The following is a 16,809-nucleotide window of genomic DNA, read 5'->3' on the forward strand; positions in this document are numbered from 1 at the left end:
CGGCTGGGATAACCTAGAGCAGTGACTTACGAGATTGAGATTGGCCGTGGTAAGCGTGGGCGTCGTGCCTACTCCCTGGATGACATTGCGATCGTCCCCAACCGTCGTACCCGTGACCCCAAGGACGTCTCAGTCTCGTGGCAGATCGATGCCTACCAGTTCGACATGCCCGTCATCGCGGCGCCGATGGACTCCGCCATGTCCCCGGCAACGGCCATCGCCCTCGGCAAGCTCGGCGGCCTCGGAGTTCTGGACCTTGAAGGTCTGTGGACCCGGTATGAGGATCCGCAGTCAGTGCTGGACGAAATCGGCTCGCTCGAAGACCAAACCAACAGCCCTGCCGTCACCCGCAGGATGCAGGAGCTCTACCGGGCCCCCATCCAGCCCGAACTGATCACCACGCGCCTAGCGGAGATCCGTGCCGCAGGCGTAACCGTGGCCGGGTCCCTGACGCCGCAGCGCACCCAGGAACACTACAAAACCGTGGTGGCCGCCGGCGTCGACATCTTCGTCATCCGCGGCACCACCGTCTCCGCCGAACACGTCTCCAAGGATCATGAACCGCTGAATCTCAAGCAGTTCATCTACGAACTCGACGTGCCCGTCATCGTAGGTGGCGCCGCCGGCTACACACCCGCACTGCACCTCATGCGCACCGGCGCTGCCGGCGTGCTGGTTGGATTTGGCGGCGGCGCCACCACCACAACCCGCCGGGCGCTGGGCATCCACTCGCCGATGGCCTCGGCCATCTCCGACGTCGCCGCCGCACGCCGCGACTACATGGATGAATCCGGCGGCCGCTACGTCCACGTCATCGCCGACGGCGGCATGGGCGCCTCGGGCGACATCGTGAAGGCGATCGCCATGGGCGCGGACGCCGTCATGCTCGGTTCCGCTCTGGCCCGCGCCGAGGAGGCGCCCGGCAAGGGCTGGCACTGGGGCCAGGAAGCACACCACCTTGAGTCGCCCCGCGGGGACAGGGTGAACGTTGGCACCGTGGGGCCCCTCGAAGAGGTCCTTTTCGGACCCGGCCACCACACCAACGGCACCTCCAACCTGATCGGTGCGCTGCGCCGCTCCATGGCCACCACCGGCTACTCGGACCTCAAGGAGTTCCAGCGGGTCGACGTCGTGGTGTCGCCGTACGGCGGGAACTGACTTTCCCCTGCTCCTCGCGCACCCTGCTCCTCGCGCACCCTGTTCCTCGCGCACCCTGCTCCTCGCGCACCCTGCTCCTCGCGCACCCTGCTCCTCGCGCACCCTGCCCATCGGCAGGGGTACGAAGTAGTCTGGTGAACTACGAGGTTCGACGAGGATGGAGGCGCATCATGACCAGTTTCGCCGGTGGATCTGCAGAGGCCCGGGGCGCCCTCGGGCCGGAAACAAGGGAGGCCTCCCTCGCGGCGCTCAAGGCCACCACGCAGCCCGGCAAGGAGCTCGACATCCTCATCGTCGGCGGCGGCATTGTCGGCTGCGGAGCAGCGCTCGACGCAGTCACCAGGGGACTGAGTGTCGGCATCGTCGAAGCCAACGACTGGGCGGCCGGCACCTCATCCCGGTCCTCCAAGCTCATCCACGGCGGTCTGCGTTACTTGGAAATGCTGGACTTCGGGCTCGTCAAGGAGGCACTGCAGGAACGCGGCCTCCTCCTGTCGGAACTCGCTCCGCACCTCGCCCGTCCGGTCCCGTTCCTGTATCCGCTCCATAAGCCGTTTTTTGAACGCCCGTACATCGGGGCCGGCATCGCCCTTTACGACATCATGTCCATTTCGGGCGGGCACAAGCGCGGTGTCCCGTTCCACAAGCACCTGACCCGCCGGGGGACACTGCGGGCAGCTCCTAGCCTGAAGGACGATGCCTTCGTCGGATCAATCCGGTACTACGACGGGCAGGTGGACGATGCCAAGTACGTGGCCAACCTCGTCCGCACCGCCGCTCATTACGGGGCCCACGCCGTCAACCAGACGGCTGTGGTTGACTTCCTCCGCGAAGGCGAACGCGTGGTGGGGGCGAAGGTGGTCAACCACGAGGACGGTTCCACCTTCGATATCCGAGCCAAGCAGGTCATCAACGCAACCGGCGTCTGGACTGATGAGACGCAGGCCATGGTCACCGAGCGCGGGCAGCTTAAGGTCCGGGCGTCGAAGGGCATCCACCTGGTGGTGCCGCGCGACCGCTTCCAGTCCACTGTCGGCCTTATCCTTCGTACGGAAAAGTCTGTGCTGTTCGTCATCCCCTGGGGCCGGCACTGGATCATCGGCACCACCGACACGGACTGGCACCTGGACAAAGCCCACCCGGCCGCGTCCAGCAAGGACATCGACTACCTGCTGGAACACGTCAACGCCGTGCTTAAGCGCCCGCTCACCCGGGAAGACGTCGAGGGTGTGTACGCCGGGCTTCGGCCATTGCTGGCTGGCGAGAACGACTCCACAGCCAAACTGTCCCGCGAGCACGTGGTGGCCCACCCGGTGCCCGGGCTCGTGGTGGTGGCGGGCGGCAAATGGACCACCTACCGGGTCATGGCAAAGGACGCGGTGGACGAAGCCACCCGCAGCATGGACGAGCGCGTGCCGCCGAGCTGCACGGACACGATTCCTCTCCTGGGCGCCATCGGGTACAAGGCTGCCTGGAACCGCCGCAACAGGACGGCAGAGGAGACGGGCGTCCACGTGGCCCGCATCGAGCATCTGCTGAACCGCTACGGCTCCATGACGCCGGAAGTGCTGGCCCTTATAAAAGAGAACCCAGAGCTTGCGGAACCCCTGCCCGGAGCTGATGACTACCTGCAGGCTGAGGCCGTTTATGCTGCCAGCCACGAAGGCGCCAGGCACGTGCAGGATGTCCTGACGCGAAGAACCCGCATTTCCATCGAGTCTTGGGACCGGGGTGTGTCGGCCGCGCCGGTAGTCGCTAAGCTTATGGGAGAAATTCTCGGCTGGAGCGATGCGCAGCGGGAGAGCGAAATCAAGCACTATCTCGCGCGGGTGGAAGCCGAAAGACTCAGCCAGCAGCAGCCGGACGACGAGTCTGCCGACGCTGCCCGACTGGGCGCTGAGGACATTGTGCCGCTGCGCTGAGATCGCAACCTGCCGCGCAAGAGGCGCGAGCCTCACGAAGGGACACCACTTGGCGGAAGCACTGGACCGTTACGATGCGGAGCTCACCACACCGGAGATGGTGATTCTGGAGATGGACGCGGCAGACAGGCTGGATGCCTCTGCCCAGCTCGCCCGCAGGCTCTTCGACGCCGGGCGGATCTCCGATCTTGACGGTTTCCTGAAGCACGTCAACGCCCGCGAACACCAGCTGGCCACCGGCCTCCCGGGAGGCGTGGGCCTGCCCCACGCCCGCAGTGAATTCGTGTCGCGCACGTCCATCGCTGTGGGCATTACCAAGTACGGAAAATCCCTTGACTTCGGGGCCGCCGACGGACCGGCCACTGTGGTTCTGCTGATAGCCACGCCGGCTAGTTCCTTTTCAGACCACTTGGAAGTGCTGGCCACCCTGGCCCGCTCCCTGTCCAAGGAATCCTTCCGGGAATCCCTCCGCCGTGCCTACGACGCTGAAGTCATCGCCGAGCTCATCAACTCAAGCCTGGTCTTCTTCGACCACTAGAGGCTTTCGTGTCGACTCCGTCGCCACGCAGGGACCCGCTGCCCCACTCTAGGGCAGGCAAACTGCGCGAACGGACACTTGGGGCCCTCCGCGAGGGCCTCAAGTGTCCGTTCGCGCCATCTGCGTTTCGTTGTTCTACACAAAGACGAAGTACGGTTAAGGGGTGTGGAAAACAGCCCTCCAGCCCCGGTGGATCGCAGGCCTTATCTTTGCGATCGCCGTTTCGGGCGTCTTCGTGCTGCTGAGCCAATGGCAGTTCGGACGGTCCACACAGCCTGAGATGCCGGTCAGCCCGACCACGGAGGAAGTCAAGGAGTTGACGGGGCTGCTGCAGCCCGGCGAATTCTTCCGCGGCTCAGTGGCAGACCAGATGGTCACTGCCACCGGCAGCTACGATCCCGCCAAACAGGTATTCATTCCGGGCCGGCTCAACGCCGGGAAAATGGGCTACTGGGTGGTAAACGCCTTCGCCGTCGACGGCGCCCCGGCACTCAAGGGCGCAGCCGTATCCCCGCAAACCTGGATACCTGTGGCGCGCGGCTGGGTCGCCGATCCCGCCGAAGCCGGTGCCCCGCCGTCGGGCACTATCCGGCTCACCGGGCGGCTCCTGCCGTCCGAAGCGCCGGTCCCGGGCAAGGCCCCGGCCCCCGGACAGGCCACCGCCGTTTCCGTTGCAGAGCTCATCAACGTCTGGAACGTCAGCAGCTACCCGGCCTTCGTTTCCGCCACGTCCGAAATCTCCGGAGCGTCCGACGTCGGTGCTGCCGCCGCCGCTGGCGGCCTCGAGCCGCTCAACATCGGTGCCCAGCCGCCGCCGGCGAAGGTCAACTGGCTGAATCTGTTCTATTCGGTGGAATGGATTGTCTTCGCCGGTTTTGCCCTCTTCATCTGGTGGCGACTGGTCAAGGACGACTACCAGCGCAGCCTCGAGGAACACGAGGACAGCCACGGCATCCCCGGACCGGACGCCGGGGCTCACCAGGTGCAGCCGGCCCGGACCGAACACGACCAGAACCAACCAAAGGTACAGCCATGATTGAACCCAAGCCTGCCATCGAGCCGCAGCCCTCGAACTCCAAAGGCCCTGGCCAGAAGAAGCGGCGCTTCGGCGGCACGCAGGCCCAGATCCGCTCCGCCCTGAAGTTCTACAAGGTGATGGCCTACCTCACCGGTGCCATGCTGCTGCTGCTCTGCGCGGAACTGGTGGCACGCTACGGTTTCGGCCAGTACCTGTTCGCCGGGGGGACCAGCGCCGTCACCGGTCAGCCGTTCGGCTTCGGGTTTGCCGGCGCCGAACCCAAGGGCGTGTTGGGGGGCGTAAACCTGTCGGTCACAGTGCTGATTGTGCATGGCTGGATGTACGTGGTGTACCTCATGTCCAACTTCCGGCTGTGGGCACTGATGCGCTGGAACTTCCTGAAGCTGATCCTGCTTGCACTTGGCGGGGTGGTGCCGTTTCTCTCCTTCATCGTGGAGAAAAAGTTTCACGCCGAGGTGGAGGCCGAGCTGGCAGCCCATCCGGAAGCGGCCAGCCGGTACTAGCGCCGCTGCCGGCGTTTTATGCGTCACAGCAGGGCCCTTCAAGATGCATCCGGGCAACAGGGCCAAGTAGTCTAGAACAGTGACTACTCCCACTGCATCCCAGACTTCCCAGAAGCCGGTGCTGGTTGTTGACTACGGTGCCCAGTACGCGCAGCTGATTGCCCGCCGCGTCCGGGAAGCGAATGTGTATTCGGAAGTGGTTCCGCATACGTACACCACCGAGCAGCTCCTGGCCAAGAACCCCGCCGCCATCATCCTGTCCGGCGGACCCGCGAGCGTCTACGCGGACGGCGCCCCGAGCGTCGGAGCCGACCTCTTCGAGGCAGGCGTTCCGGTGTTCGGTATTTGCTACGGCTTCCAGGCGATGGCCAACGCCCTCGGCGGTAAGGTCGCCCAGACCGGCCTGCGCGAATACGGTTCCACCGAAGCCACCGCAGTGGGCGGCGCACGCTCCATCCTGTCCGGCGTACCGGAACAGCAGAATACCTGGATGAGCCACGGTGACTCCGTCCAGGAAGCGCCCGACGGCTTCGAGGTCCTGGCCACTACGGCAGGTGCACCGGTCGCCGCCTTCGCCAACGAGGAAAAGTGCCTGTACGGCGTGCAGTGGCACCCGGAGGTCAAGCACTCGGCCTACGGCCAGCAGGTCCTGAAGAACTTCCTCTTCAAGGGCGCCAAGCTGGAACCGAACTGGACTACCGGCAACATCCTCGAAGAGCAGGTCGAGCGGATCCGCCAGCAGATCGGCACCGACCGCGTTATCTGCGGCCTGTCCGGGGGCGTGGACTCCGCGGTAGCCGCCGCTCTTGTCCAGCGTGCCGTCGGCGACCAGCTGACCTGTGTTTTCGTGGACCACGGCCTGCTGCGCGAAGGCGAAGCCGAACAGGTAGAGCGGGACTTCGTGGCCGCCACGGGCGTCAATCTCTACGTGGCCAACGAGCAGGAGCGCTTCCAGGCCGCCCTTGCCGGGGTCAGCGACCCCGAGACCAAGCGCAAGATCATCGGCCGCGAGTTCATCCGCGCCTTCGAAGAGGCGGAACTAGCCATCATCGCCGAAGCGGCAGCCCACGGCGAGAAGATCAAATTCCTCGTGCAGGGCACTCTGTACCCCGACGTCGTCGAATCGGGCGGGGGTGAGGGTGCTGCGAACATCAAGAGCCACCACAACGTGGGCGGACTGCCGGAGGACCTGCAGTTCGAGTTGGTCGAGCCGCTGCGCGCCCTCTTCAAGGACGAGGTGCGTGCCGTTGGGGCCCAGCTCGGCCTGCCCCAGGAAATCGTGGGCCGCCAGCCGTTCCCCGGGCCCGGCCTGGGGATCCGGATCGTCGGCGAAGTCACCAAGGAACGCCTCGACCTGCTTCGCAAGGCCGACGCCATCGCCAGGGCAGAACTGACTGCAGCCGGCCTCGACAACGACGTGTGGCAGATGCCCGTGGTGCTGCTCGCTGACGTCCGCAGCGTCGGCGTCCAGGGCGACGGCCGTACCTACGGCCACCCGATCGTGCTGCGCCCGGTTTCCTCCGAGGACGCCATGACCGCCGACTGGTCCCGCCTGCCGTACGATCTGCTGGCGCGCATCTCAAACCGCATCACCAATGAGGTTGACGGCGTCAACCGGGTGGTCTTGGACGTCACAAGCAAACCCCCGGGAACCATTGAGTGGGAATAGCATCTACCGGCGGCCGGTCTCCTGAGGGAGGCCGGTCGCTTGGCATTAAGCTCCAGCGGGTGAAATGCACCGCAACTTGGCCCGTTCCAGTGTTGCGGTCTCTCACGCGCAGCCGTTTCCGGCTACGCTCGAATCTATGCCCGTATGGTCCATGGCGTCACGTGCAAGCGCAGAAAAGAAGGCAGTAGTGTCAGTTGGTCAGGCCGACCCCGACGGTTCGGAGGAGCTCCAAAAGTGGCTGTCCGGGCTTAAACCCGTCACAGGGGCGGACACGATGCTGCGCTTCACCAAGACCCCTGAGGGCTCCATTGACCTGACGCATGCCCACCCGTCGGGCCTGGCCCAGCTCATGGCAGGGCGGCGAACCAGGCTGTCCACCCTGATCCGGGACCAGCAGCAGTACGTCGTGGCCGCCCGTGCATCCCGGAACCTTCGCTCCAAGATATTCGAACTGGCCAACGACCGCGGCATTGAGGCCGGGTACCTGTCCTCCGGCACCGTTGTGTGGACGTCCGCTGTCGGAGGCAAGCCGCAGCGTGTTTCAGCGCCCGTCATGCTCACCGCGATCTCCCTGACGATCAGGCCCGGGGAAGACGATTACGAACTTCAGCTGACCGAGCAGGCGCGGATCAACCCTGCCCTCATCCGCCACCTGAAGACCATCCACGGCATCGTCTTCGATGTCAATGCCGTCACCCGGATGGCTTACAGCACGGCACGCTTTGATCCGCAGCCGGTCCTGGACCGGATTGGCACCCTCGTCAAGCCGATCCCCGGGGCCGAGGTGGAGCACAACCTGCTGGTTTCCACCTTTGCGGACCTCGCGGACAACCTGGATGACCCCTGGATTAACCAGCAGAACACCCTTGTAACCTCCCTGGCCCGTGCCGCCGCCGGCGAAGAGATCGACATTCCGGTGCTGCAGCCCGAACGCTTCCCTAGCGTGGACGAACGGAACCCGGCCGAGGAGCTGCTCCTGCTGGACGCGGACGCGGACCAGCAGTACGTCATCGACACTGTCCGGGCAGGGGACTCGCTACTGGTCAGCAGCCCTCCCGGCACCGGCCAGACGCAGACCGCCATTAATGCCATCGGCGCGCTGGTGGATGAGGGCAAAACGGTCCTTGTGGTGGGGGACCGGCGGGCAAGCCTCAATGAAGTTGCCACCCGCCTCGAAGCCCTCGGCCTGGAGTCTATTCTGTTCCAGCTCTCTGGCAGTGCCACGCCGCAGCAGCTCAAGGGGCAGCTGGTCCAGGCCATCGTCCGGAACGAAAAGACGGCTGAGCCGCGCCTGGGCAACCTGCACAAAACCCTGACCGAGCACCGCCACGCCCTGATGGACCATGTGGCGTCCCTGCACAACGTCCGTGAGCGGTGGGGCTGCTCTCCATACCAAGCAATGCAGTCACTGGCGGAACTGACCTCGATCCAACCTGCCCCTGCCACCACCGTACGGCTGAAGCGCAGCGTGCTGGACAACATTCGTGACCGCGAGGAGCTGGCGGGCAGGCTGAAGCGTGCGGCGGAGCTCGGCAGCTTCAGCAGCGCCTCCACCTCGAGCCCCTGGCATGGCGCACGACTGGTGACGCGCAAGGAGACGGAAGAGGCCCAGGAACTGGCGCGCTCGGTAGAGAAGAAACTCCCCGAGCTGCAACGCCGCATGAAAGGCGTCGCGGACCACGCCGAAATCCGGCTGGGGACGACTTTTGCCGAGTGGGGCGCCCAGCTCAGGCTGCTGGTGGCTGTCCGGGAAAGCCTGGACAAATTCACCCCGGACATTTTTGACCGTCCCGTGCACGACCTGATTTCCGCTACGGCTTCCTCGTCCTGGCGGCGTGAGCGCGGCATCGAGATGCCCTCCATGCAGCGGTCGCGCCTGCGCCGGGTGGCCAAGGAGTACGTCCGCCCGGGAGTACACATTTCGGACCTTCACACGTCACTGGTGCTCGTGCAGGAACAGCGTGCGCTGTGGTCGGACTACGCCACCACCCAGCGGCACCCTGCCGTACCGTCCGGCCTGGCAGAGATCAGTATCATGCACCGCGGGCTCACCCGCGAACTGAAGCTGCTGGGCGACGCGCTGCGGCACACGCCGGACGGCGGCGCGCTCGAAAACGCCCCCTATCCCGCACTGATGGAGCGGCTCGAGCGGCTCGTGGCCGACTCCGAGACGCTCAAGACGCTGCCTGAGCGCACGCTCCTCATTGAGAACATGCGCGAGCACGGCCTGGGCGAGCTGCTCGCAGACCTCTCGGCGCGGCAGGTCCCTGCCGAGTCTGTGGCCGCGGAACTCGAACTGGCCTGGTGGCAGTCCGCGCTCGAAGCAATGATCAGCGGCGATGACTACCTCGCCATGTCTGACGGCGATGCGCTGCGCCAGCTTGAAGCGGAATACCGGCTCGCAGACAACGCACACATCGCCAGCGGCGCGGGTCGCCTGCGCTGGCAGCTGGCCGAGCGCTGGCGGACCGGCATCGAAGAGCACCCGCGCCAGGCTGACCTCCTGCGGAGCCTGCTCAAGGACGGGCGGGTCACGCTTGCCGCATTGACGGCACAGGCGCCCGCGCTTGTCCCCATGCTGGTCCCCGTATGGTCCGTCAGCCCCTACCTCATGACGGGGCTCCTTCCGGCCGAGCAAAAGTTTGACGCCGTGGTGATCCTCGATGCCGAGGCGACCTCGCTCCAGGCTGTCCTGCCCGCCATGGCCCGGGCCAAACAGGTGATCGCTTTCGGCGACGACAAGATTGCCAGCCCCCGCACCTTCACCGTGGCGGTGGAGCGGCTGGCCGCCGGCGAACCGACACACCAGAGCGTGGAGAGCGCCTTCACCGCGCTTGGACGGGTCCTTCCGGCCCGGCGGCTGCACTCGGTGTACCGCGCTGTGGATGAGGACCTGGTGCTTCAGCTTAGCCAGAGCTTCTACGACGGCGGCCTCCGTCGCCTGCCCGAAGGCCAGTCAGCCACGGGGCTGGACCGTGCCCTGCTCGTTGAGTACCTGCCCGACGGGACCGGCTTGCCGAGCGCAGACCACGAAGGCGTTGAGTCCGTGGTGGCGGAGGTCAACCGGGTGGTGGAGCTGGTGTTCGAACACGCCCGGCTCCGCCCCCGCACATCCCTAGCCGTCGTCACAGCCAGCCTTCGGCATGCCGCACGAATCGGCGAGGCGATCAGGCAGCAGCTTCCCAGCTATCCGATGCTTTCCGGATTCTTCACGGCGGGCGAGGAATCGTTTCGCGTGGTGGACCTGGAGCGGGCGCAGGGCCTGGTCCGTGACCATGTCATTTTTTCGCCCGGCTATGGCCGCACCCCACACGGGCGGGCGCTCCACAGCTTCGGGCCGCTCTCTGCCGAAGGCGGCCGGGCCAAGTTCGCCCTGGCCATGACCCGGGCCCGGCAGTCCCTGCACGTGCTCACCTGCTTCAAGCCCGAGGACCTGGACAGGACCCGTCTGGCCCACGGTGCCGTGGACCTGTACGAGCTGCTGGACCGGGAAATCGCGGGTAACACCACCTTGGGGACCCCGGCTTCCCGGGCAGCGGCGAGCGAGCAGGCCCTCGGTGCTGATCCGCTGGTGGCGGACCTGGGGGACCGGCTCCGGGCACGCGGGGCTCGTGTCTGGCACCAGTACGACGGCGTCATCGACGTCGTGGCGGCGGCGGACCCCCTGAGCACGATGGGCCAGGACGAAGCCGAGATCCCCCGTCCGGTGGCCATCGAGTCCGACGGAACAGAGCAGTACCGCCGGATGACGGTCAGGGAACGCAGCCGGCTGCGGCCGCAGCTGCTGGAGCGCCTGGGGTGGCGGTACATGCCGCTGTGGACGATAGAGGTCTTCACCGATCCCTCGGCGTGCGCCGACCGCATCGGCGGCTACCTCGGGCTCGAGAAACCCGCACCCGCCGTCCGCGGAATGGGTTCGCCGAACTTCTTCGATGAGGACGTCACGGGCTTCGACGACGGGTCCTATGCATCCTTTCCTGACCAGGAACGTAGCTATGAGCCGGAGCCCGGCCACAACGTGGGCTGGCACGCTAAGGACCAAGCAGAACGTGTCGACGCGGACCAGGACGGGCAGTTCCCGGACGGGCAGTTCCCGGGAGAGCAGTTCCAGGGTAAGCAGATCGGTGCTGGGCAGGCTCAGGACCGATCCGACCTCGCAGAGGGTGGCCCCCGGGAGCTTACAGAGCCCGGCGACATCATGGATGATGGATATCCCGGTGGCAGCAGGGACCGGAGGGAGAACGCCGGATGAGCAAGAGCGAAGCGGAGCATGAACCGCCAACGAATGCGCAGCCTTCCCCGGAAGCCCCCGCTGCCGGGAAATCCGCAACTCAACAGGCAGCTAAGGCGCCCGTGACACCGGGCGGCGCGGTTCCAAAGAAAGCTGCAGAGGATGATCCACGGGCATGGGGAGACGCTGAACCCGAGGGTGACCGTGACGCCTGGCTCAGGGAGCAGAGGCCGCCTCACTGGGGCTGACGCCAGGGTGGGGCTCTGCCCGCCGGTATTTTCGTAGGTGGTCATCGGGGAGGCGGGCTCACCAGAACGAAGAAGAGTTTGCCCTGCGTTGAGGCTCCCGCTAAAGCGCTGGCCTGGGACGGGGTGGCGGCCACGACCATCAGGCCGTCGGAATCGCCGGCGGCGAGCCACTGCCCGCTTTGGCCTTCACGCTCTGAAGTCCAGAGAACCGGCACCGCCGCCGCCAGTACTTTGGAAGCCGATTTCTGTTCGTAGCCCACGCCGCTTGTCAGCACAACATCGACGAGCTGGCCGGGCGATACCAGCTGGATCGATGTGGGATCTGCCATCCGCAGCGGAACCGCGGCCGAACCCGGCGGCGCTCCCGTGAGCAGGCCGGGCCCGACGAGCTGGGCGTCTGTAAAAAGCTGCCCCTTCCTGAGCGGCGCAGCGAGCTGCTTGCCACTTACCTCCGCGGTTGCAGCAAAGGTTCCGCTGGAGAGAACGGAGGGCGGAACATTCACGGCAGAGACATCAGTGCCGCCCAAGGTATGCCCTGCAGGCAAATCCCGTGCCGCCACCATGGCCTGGACTGTGTGGGACGGTGCCGGAGTCAGCTGGTGGACCGTGATTCCGGCCGCCACACACAGGAGCAGCGCGACAGCGAGCCTGCGGTTGCGGTTCAGCCAGGCACCCAGACGTCCACGCCGAGGGCGTCCTCGCGGCGCGGGCAGCGGTATGTGCCGGCGGGAACGTGCGGCGGTCGCGGAGGGAAGCAATCTGATACCTGGCATGACGACACGCTATGAAACGTCCCGGCAGGCGGACAGATGAAGCCGGCCGTATGTGGAAACGGCCGGCACAGCCGAACGCTATGTGGAAACCAGGTTGTGGAGACCAGGCTGTGGAAACCAAGTCCCGGCCCCACGACGGGCAGACGGCTTTAGCTCGCGGCGGCCGCGGGTGCGGGAGAAGAAGCAGAGGCTGCAGGCGTTGCTGAGGAAGCAGCAGGCGCAGCCGAAGAAGCAGAGGGCGACCCTGAAACAGTGCTGCCCTTTGAGTCGCGCGAATCGGTCCGGTAGAAGCCTGAGCCCTTGAAGACCACACCGACGCTGTTGAACTTCTTGCGTAGGGTCCCCTGGCATTCGGGGCAGGACGTCAGAGTGCTGTCAGTGAACGACTGCACGATGTCGAAGGCATGGCTGCAATCTTTGCAGGCATAGGCATACGTGGGCACTGTAGATCCTCCTCTTGGACAAACGACAGGTCCCGTGCTGCCGGGTACCTTCCTTGGCCGGATCCCGAAGGAGATCCGTGCGGGAGGGGCTCTTTTAGCAGTCGCAGGGCCTGAGTGCCAATTCTCTCACCTCGCTGCGCAAGGGCATTAGGTCAGCCGGATTAGGCCTGACGGGGACAGAACCGCATCGACAGGCCGGTCGAAGCCCTCGGCGGGGATGCTGGAAGGCGGCAGGAGTTCGGCGTCGAAAATGACCGCGGTCCTGGGCACCTGCACGCCGTTGGACTCGGCCTTCGCCAGGAATTTGTCGTAGTACCCGCCGCCTTGGCCGATCCTGTTGCCGCTCATGTCGACAGCTGTGGCAGGCAGGAAGATTCCTGCCACAGTTCTCATCACGTCCAATCCCTGGCGCTCCCCGTCCGGCTCCTGGATGGGGGCGTAGCGGCTGCGGACAAACTTCACGGCCGGATCCCAGAAAACCCAGCCAAGAGTCCGGTCTGGTTCGCACACCGGCAGCAGCACCCTGTGGCCTGCGTTGTGAAGCGCCGAGATCAGCGGGAGAGTGGGTGGCTCAAAACCGACGCCGAGATAAGCCGTGAACGTTGACGGCCTGCCGCCGGTAATGGTCTGCGCCCATGACAACCCGTGCAGGGCTATTCCCGCCGCTGCAGCCGCAAGGGTCTCCGGCTGCATTCCCGCCCGGGCTATCCGGTGCTGCAAGCGGATTTCATCCTTCGACAGGGTCTCTCGTGACATGGCGCCTCGTCCTTCGCGTGCAATGCTGTCCGGCCAGCCGAGGACCGGAAGCATTAACCGTATGAATGTTCCCTCCGATAGATTAGTCCAGTGACTTCCACTAATCCTTCAGTCCGCAAGGCCGTCATCCCCGTAGCGGGACTCGGCACCAGGTTCCTGCCTGCCACCAAGGCCATGCCCAAGGAGATGCTGCCGGTGGTGGACAAACCGGCTATCCAGTATGTCGTTGAAGAAGCCGTTCAGGTCGGCCTGAGCGATGTCCTCATGATCACCGGCCGCAACAAGCGTGCGCTGGAGGATCACTTCGACAGGGTTCCCGCGCTAGAGGCAACGCTGGAGGCCAAGGGCGACACGGCCAAGCTGGAATCCATCCAGGCCGCCAGCAACCTGGGCGACATCCACTATGTCCGCCAGGGAGATCCCAAGGGGCTGGGCCACGCCGTGCTGCGGGCGCGCCAGCACGTGGGGCAGGAGCCTTTCGCAGTGCTGTTGGGCGATGACCTGATCGATGCCCGGGACGAGCTTCTCAGCGTCATGATTGAGGTGCAGGCGAAGACCGGCGGCTCTGTCGTGGCACTCATCGAGGTGGAGCCGTCCCAGATCAGCGCCTATGGCTGTGCGGACATTTCCGAAATTGACGGCGAAGGCTATGTCCGGATCAACAAACTCGTGGAGAAGCCCGACGTCGACGAGGCGCCTTCGAACCTGGCTGTCATCGGCCGCTACGTCCTCCACCCTGACGTATTCGATGTCCTGGAAAAGACCGAACCCGGACGCGGCGGCGAGATTCAGCTGACCGACGCGCTGCAGGAACTGGCTGGCCGGGACGGCGAAGGGGGAGGCGTGTACGGAGTAGTCTTCCGTGGCCGCCGCTACGACACCGGCGATAAGCTCAGCTACCTTAAGGCGTGCGTCCAGCTCGCGATCGACAGCGAGGACCTCGGACCCGGTCTGCGTGAGTGGCTTGGCGAAGTTGCCGCCGGACTGACCAAGTAACTTCCAATGAGGGTCAGCCACATCTGGCCGGTCACACTGGAATGCGGCGATATTGTTCTTCGCCCCATCCGGTACCGGGACCGCAGGGAATGGACCGAGGTCCGTTCGCGGAACAGCGAGTGGCTGGCCCCCTGGGAAGCTTCCAACCCGGCCCCTGGCGGGGGGCTGCCCGACTACCGGCAGATGGTCCGGTCGCTCAAGGCGCAAGCGGCTCAAGGCACGGCGCTGCCGTTCCTCATCACAGTGTGGACGCCCGGGCAGCGGGAGCCTGTCATCGTCGGACAACTGACGGTGTCCTCCATCGTATGGGGTTCTGCCATGATGGCGACGTTGGGCTACTGGGTGGACCAGGCGCGGGCCGGGCAGGGCATCGCTCCGACCGCGGTTGCCATGGCCACCGACCACTGTTTCCGGACGCTCGGGCTGCACCGCATGGAGATCAATATCCGACCCGAGAACAAGCCAAGCCTGCGTGTCGTGGAGAAGCTCGGCTTCCGTGACGAGGGATACCGCCCACGGTTTCTGCACATCAACGGGCAGTGGGCCGACCACCGGTCTTTTGCATTGACGTCGGAAGATGTTCCGGAGGGGCTGCTCAGCAGGTGGCTGCGCTCAAGGCCAGCCTGACACCCTGCCGCTTTTAAATCCAATGATTTGAGAGTCGGTGAGCGACACACCGAGACGAATGCCACAAGGGGTGCAGTATTACTCATACGGTTTTGTATGTGGACTTCCCTCTGAGCAGCTCAGTCATCCTTGTGGTCGCTGTTGCGCTGTGGATGGTCTGGGTTGCCCCTTACGTGCTCCGCAACGGCAGGCACCGCTTCCAGGTTGCCGGTGACCTGATGCTGGAGAGCGTTGACCACGAAACTGCAAACCAGCAAGCCGGCACGGTCCTTCACATGACCGTCCAGCAGGAGAATCGCATGGATACCAGGAAGAGCAGCGCATCCGCAGCGGGCTTCACGCCGGGCCAGCCCGGGGGCAAGTCCGCCACGAAGCCCAAAGGCGCTTTCCGCATCCGATATGGACGTGCCTCGATCGCCCTGGCCGGGCTCCTGTTCTTCGCCACTGCCTTGGTCACCGGCGTCCTGCTGCTGTTCGGTGTCGGTGCGGGCTTTGTTCCCCCGGTATCGTTTCTGGCGGGCTTGGCCGCCGTCGTTCTTCTCCGCTCGCTCGCCGTCCGGGACCGCCGCAGGAAGGTCAGTGCTGCCTTCTCGGCAGCGATGGGAGCACCCGCTGAACGGGAAAACCGTACGCCGGTTGCCGACGCGCATCCGGAAGCGGGAGATGCCACTGAACGTCCCGAAAGCACTTTGTTCGACGCCGAGGCAGTCGAGTCCCGGCCAAAGCCCCTGACCGCCGTCGAGCTGCGCGAAGCTGCCTTGGCTGTAGCGATCGCTGCCGGGGACAACAGCGGCTTGGCCGCTGCAGCCCAGCCGGCTGCCAGCCGCCCCGCCGAAGAAGCCCCCAGCTGGGAGCCTGTCCAGGTTCCCAAACCCACCTATGTCGAGGCAGCCAAAGCGGAACGCCCCGCCCCGGAGCCTCTTGACCTGCCCGAGGCGCCGAAGTCGTCGGGGAAGCCTTCGCTCAAGCAGGGTACGGCAGCTGCACCCGCCGTTGCAGCTCCGACTGCCGGGCCAGCGGGCCAGCAAAGCAAAGCGCAAAGCGCATTGAGCAACCTGGATGACGTCCTGCAGCGCCGCCGCGCGTAGCCCATACTTTCGGGGGGGACGTCACCACCGATGACGGGTTTCCGGAGGCGCTGGCGGGGGTCGACGTCGTCATTGACTGCCTGGAAGGGCAGAGCGGTAAAGCGATGAGGCAGTCTGCTGCCGGCGGCGCGCTCCTGATATCGGCAGCGCTGGAAGCCGGGGTCGCCAAGGCAGTACTTCTCTCTATCGTGAACTGTGACCAGACGGGCTATGGTTTTTACCCGTCGAAGGCGGACAAGGAACGGGTCTATGCCAGGGCGGCGCTGGAAACCGCCACGGTGCGTGCCACGCAGTTCCACAGCCTAGTGGCCCGGCTGTTCTCCGCCGGCTCCAAGGTGCGCCTCATCCCAGTGATCCGGGACGCACAGCTCCAGTCCATTTCGCCGGCGACGTGGCCGCCGCCCTGCTCGAGGAGGCGCTCGCTCCGGTATTAGGACAGCAGCACAAGCTGAGGACGATTGGCGGGCCGGAGGTCCAGGACATGACGTCCATGGCCCGGACCTGGAAGCGGGTCACCGGCGGCAAGGGCCTTGTTGCACCGCTGCCGCTGCCGGGCCCGATGGGCACGTTCCTGCGCGAAGGCCGGAACCTCGTGCCCGGTCAGGCCTATGGCCGGGAGACATTTGAGGCCTGGTTGGCAAAGAGGCGGGAAAATTTGTAGCCTAGGGAAACCGGCGTTGTGGTTCTCTGGACAGTGGTTGTGGTTCTGAGGATGGAGTCAGCGTCCAAGGGGTTATAGCTCAGTTGGTAGAGCGCTTCGTTCGCATCGAAGAGGTCAGGGGTTCGAATCCCCTTAGCTCCACAGATTCCGCGCTTTT

General features: G+C 65.3%; 15 protein-coding genes and 1 tRNA gene. 13 read left to right on the top strand and 3 right to left on the bottom strand.

Annotated elements, in window-relative coordinates:
• Positions 1-21 precede the first annotated feature (21 nt).
• The 7 genes from M1E01_RS06045 to M1E01_RS06075 all read left to right on the top strand — a co-directional run bounded on the left by M1E01_RS06045 (position 22) and on the right by M1E01_RS06075 (position 11,081).
• The gene (locus M1E01_RS06045; RefSeq protein ID WP_457974171.1) at positions 22-1,158 is read left to right on the top strand and encodes a GuaB3 family IMP dehydrogenase-related protein; all 1,137 of its coding nucleotides are present in this window, start codon (positions 22-24) and stop codon (positions 1,156-1,158) included.
• 170 nt (positions 1,159-1,328) lie between these two features.
• Complete coding sequence (locus M1E01_RS06050; RefSeq protein WP_457974172.1) at positions 1,329-3,080, top strand: glycerol-3-phosphate dehydrogenase/oxidase; 1,752 nt, start codon at positions 1,329-1,331, stop codon at positions 3,078-3,080.
• A 49-nt stretch (positions 3,081-3,129) separates the two neighbouring features.
• Complete coding sequence (locus M1E01_RS06055; RefSeq protein ID WP_457974173.1) at positions 3,130-3,618, top strand: PTS sugar transporter subunit IIA; 489 nt, start codon at positions 3,130-3,132, stop codon at positions 3,616-3,618.
• Between the two features lie 163 nt (positions 3,619-3,781).
• Positions 3,782-4,654, top strand: a complete 873-nt coding sequence (locus M1E01_RS06060) for an SURF1 family protein (protein WP_457974174.1) — start codon at positions 3,782-3,784, stop codon at positions 4,652-4,654.
• Complete coding sequence (locus M1E01_RS06065) at positions 4,651-5,160, top strand: DUF3817 domain-containing protein (protein WP_457974175.1); 510 nt, start codon at positions 4,651-4,653, stop codon at positions 5,158-5,160. Before M1E01_RS06060 ends, M1E01_RS06065 begins: the two co-directional genes overlap by 4 nt.
• A gap of 79 nt (positions 5,161-5,239) precedes the next feature.
• Entirely contained in the window at positions 5,240-6,829 is a 1,590-nt protein-coding gene (gene guaA / locus M1E01_RS06070; RefSeq protein ID WP_457974176.1) for a glutamine-hydrolyzing GMP synthase, read from the top strand.
• Between the two features lie 136 nt (positions 6,830-6,965).
• The gene (locus M1E01_RS06075; RefSeq protein ID WP_457974177.1) at positions 6,966-11,081 is read left to right on the top strand and encodes an AAA family ATPase; all 4,116 of its coding nucleotides are present in this window, start codon (positions 6,966-6,968) and stop codon (positions 11,079-11,081) included.
• 268 nt (positions 11,082-11,349) lie between these two features.
• Here the strand turns inward: M1E01_RS06075 and cpaB are convergent, their stop codons facing one another.
• From cpaB to M1E01_RS06090, 3 genes are all read right to left on the bottom strand, one after another.
• Positions 11,350-12,081, bottom strand: coding sequence for a Flp pilus assembly protein CpaB (gene cpaB, locus M1E01_RS06080; RefSeq protein ID WP_457974178.1), 732 nt, complete (start codon positions 12,079-12,081; stop codon positions 11,350-11,352).
• A gap of 149 nt (positions 12,082-12,230) precedes the next feature.
• Positions 12,231-12,524, bottom strand: coding sequence for an FmdB family zinc ribbon protein (locus M1E01_RS06085; protein WP_457974179.1), 294 nt, complete (start codon positions 12,522-12,524; stop codon positions 12,231-12,233).
• A 147-nt stretch (positions 12,525-12,671) separates the two neighbouring features.
• Entirely contained in the window at positions 12,672-13,280 is a 609-nt protein-coding gene (locus M1E01_RS06090; RefSeq protein WP_457974180.1) for a 5-formyltetrahydrofolate cyclo-ligase, read from the bottom strand.
• A gap of 90 nt (positions 13,281-13,370) precedes the next feature.
• Between M1E01_RS06090 and galU the strand changes: the two genes are divergently transcribed.
• From galU to M1E01_RS06120, 6 genes are all read left to right on the top strand, one after another.
• Positions 13,371-14,276 carry a UTP--glucose-1-phosphate uridylyltransferase GalU gene (galU, locus tag M1E01_RS06095; RefSeq protein WP_457974181.1) on the top strand — a complete coding sequence of 302 codons (906 nt, stop codon included), beginning with the start codon at positions 13,371-13,373 and terminating at the stop codon, positions 14,274-14,276.
• A 6-nt stretch (positions 14,277-14,282) separates the two neighbouring features.
• Positions 14,283-14,903 (top strand): GNAT family N-acetyltransferase, encoded by a 621-nt coding sequence (locus tag M1E01_RS06100; RefSeq protein WP_457974182.1) that lies wholly within the window; start codon positions 14,283-14,285, stop codon positions 14,901-14,903.
• 98 nt (positions 14,904-15,001) lie between these two features.
• Positions 15,002-15,991, top strand: coding sequence for a hypothetical protein (locus M1E01_RS06105; protein ID WP_457974183.1), 990 nt, complete (start codon positions 15,002-15,004; stop codon positions 15,989-15,991).
• 104 nt (positions 15,992-16,095) lie between these two features.
• Complete coding sequence (locus M1E01_RS06110) at positions 16,096-16,425, top strand: hypothetical protein (protein WP_457974184.1); 330 nt, start codon at positions 16,096-16,098, stop codon at positions 16,423-16,425.
• Between the two features lie 47 nt (positions 16,426-16,472).
• The gene (locus M1E01_RS06115; RefSeq protein ID WP_457974185.1) at positions 16,473-16,652 is read left to right on the top strand and encodes a hypothetical protein; all 180 of its coding nucleotides are present in this window, start codon (positions 16,473-16,475) and stop codon (positions 16,650-16,652) included.
• 68 nt (positions 16,653-16,720) lie between these two features.
• Positions 16,721-16,793: transfer RNA gene (locus M1E01_RS06120), tRNA-Ala, on the top strand.
• The last annotated feature ends 16 nt before the right edge of the window (positions 16,794-16,809 follow it).

The organism is Arthrobacter sp. D1-17 (assembly GCF_054130535.1).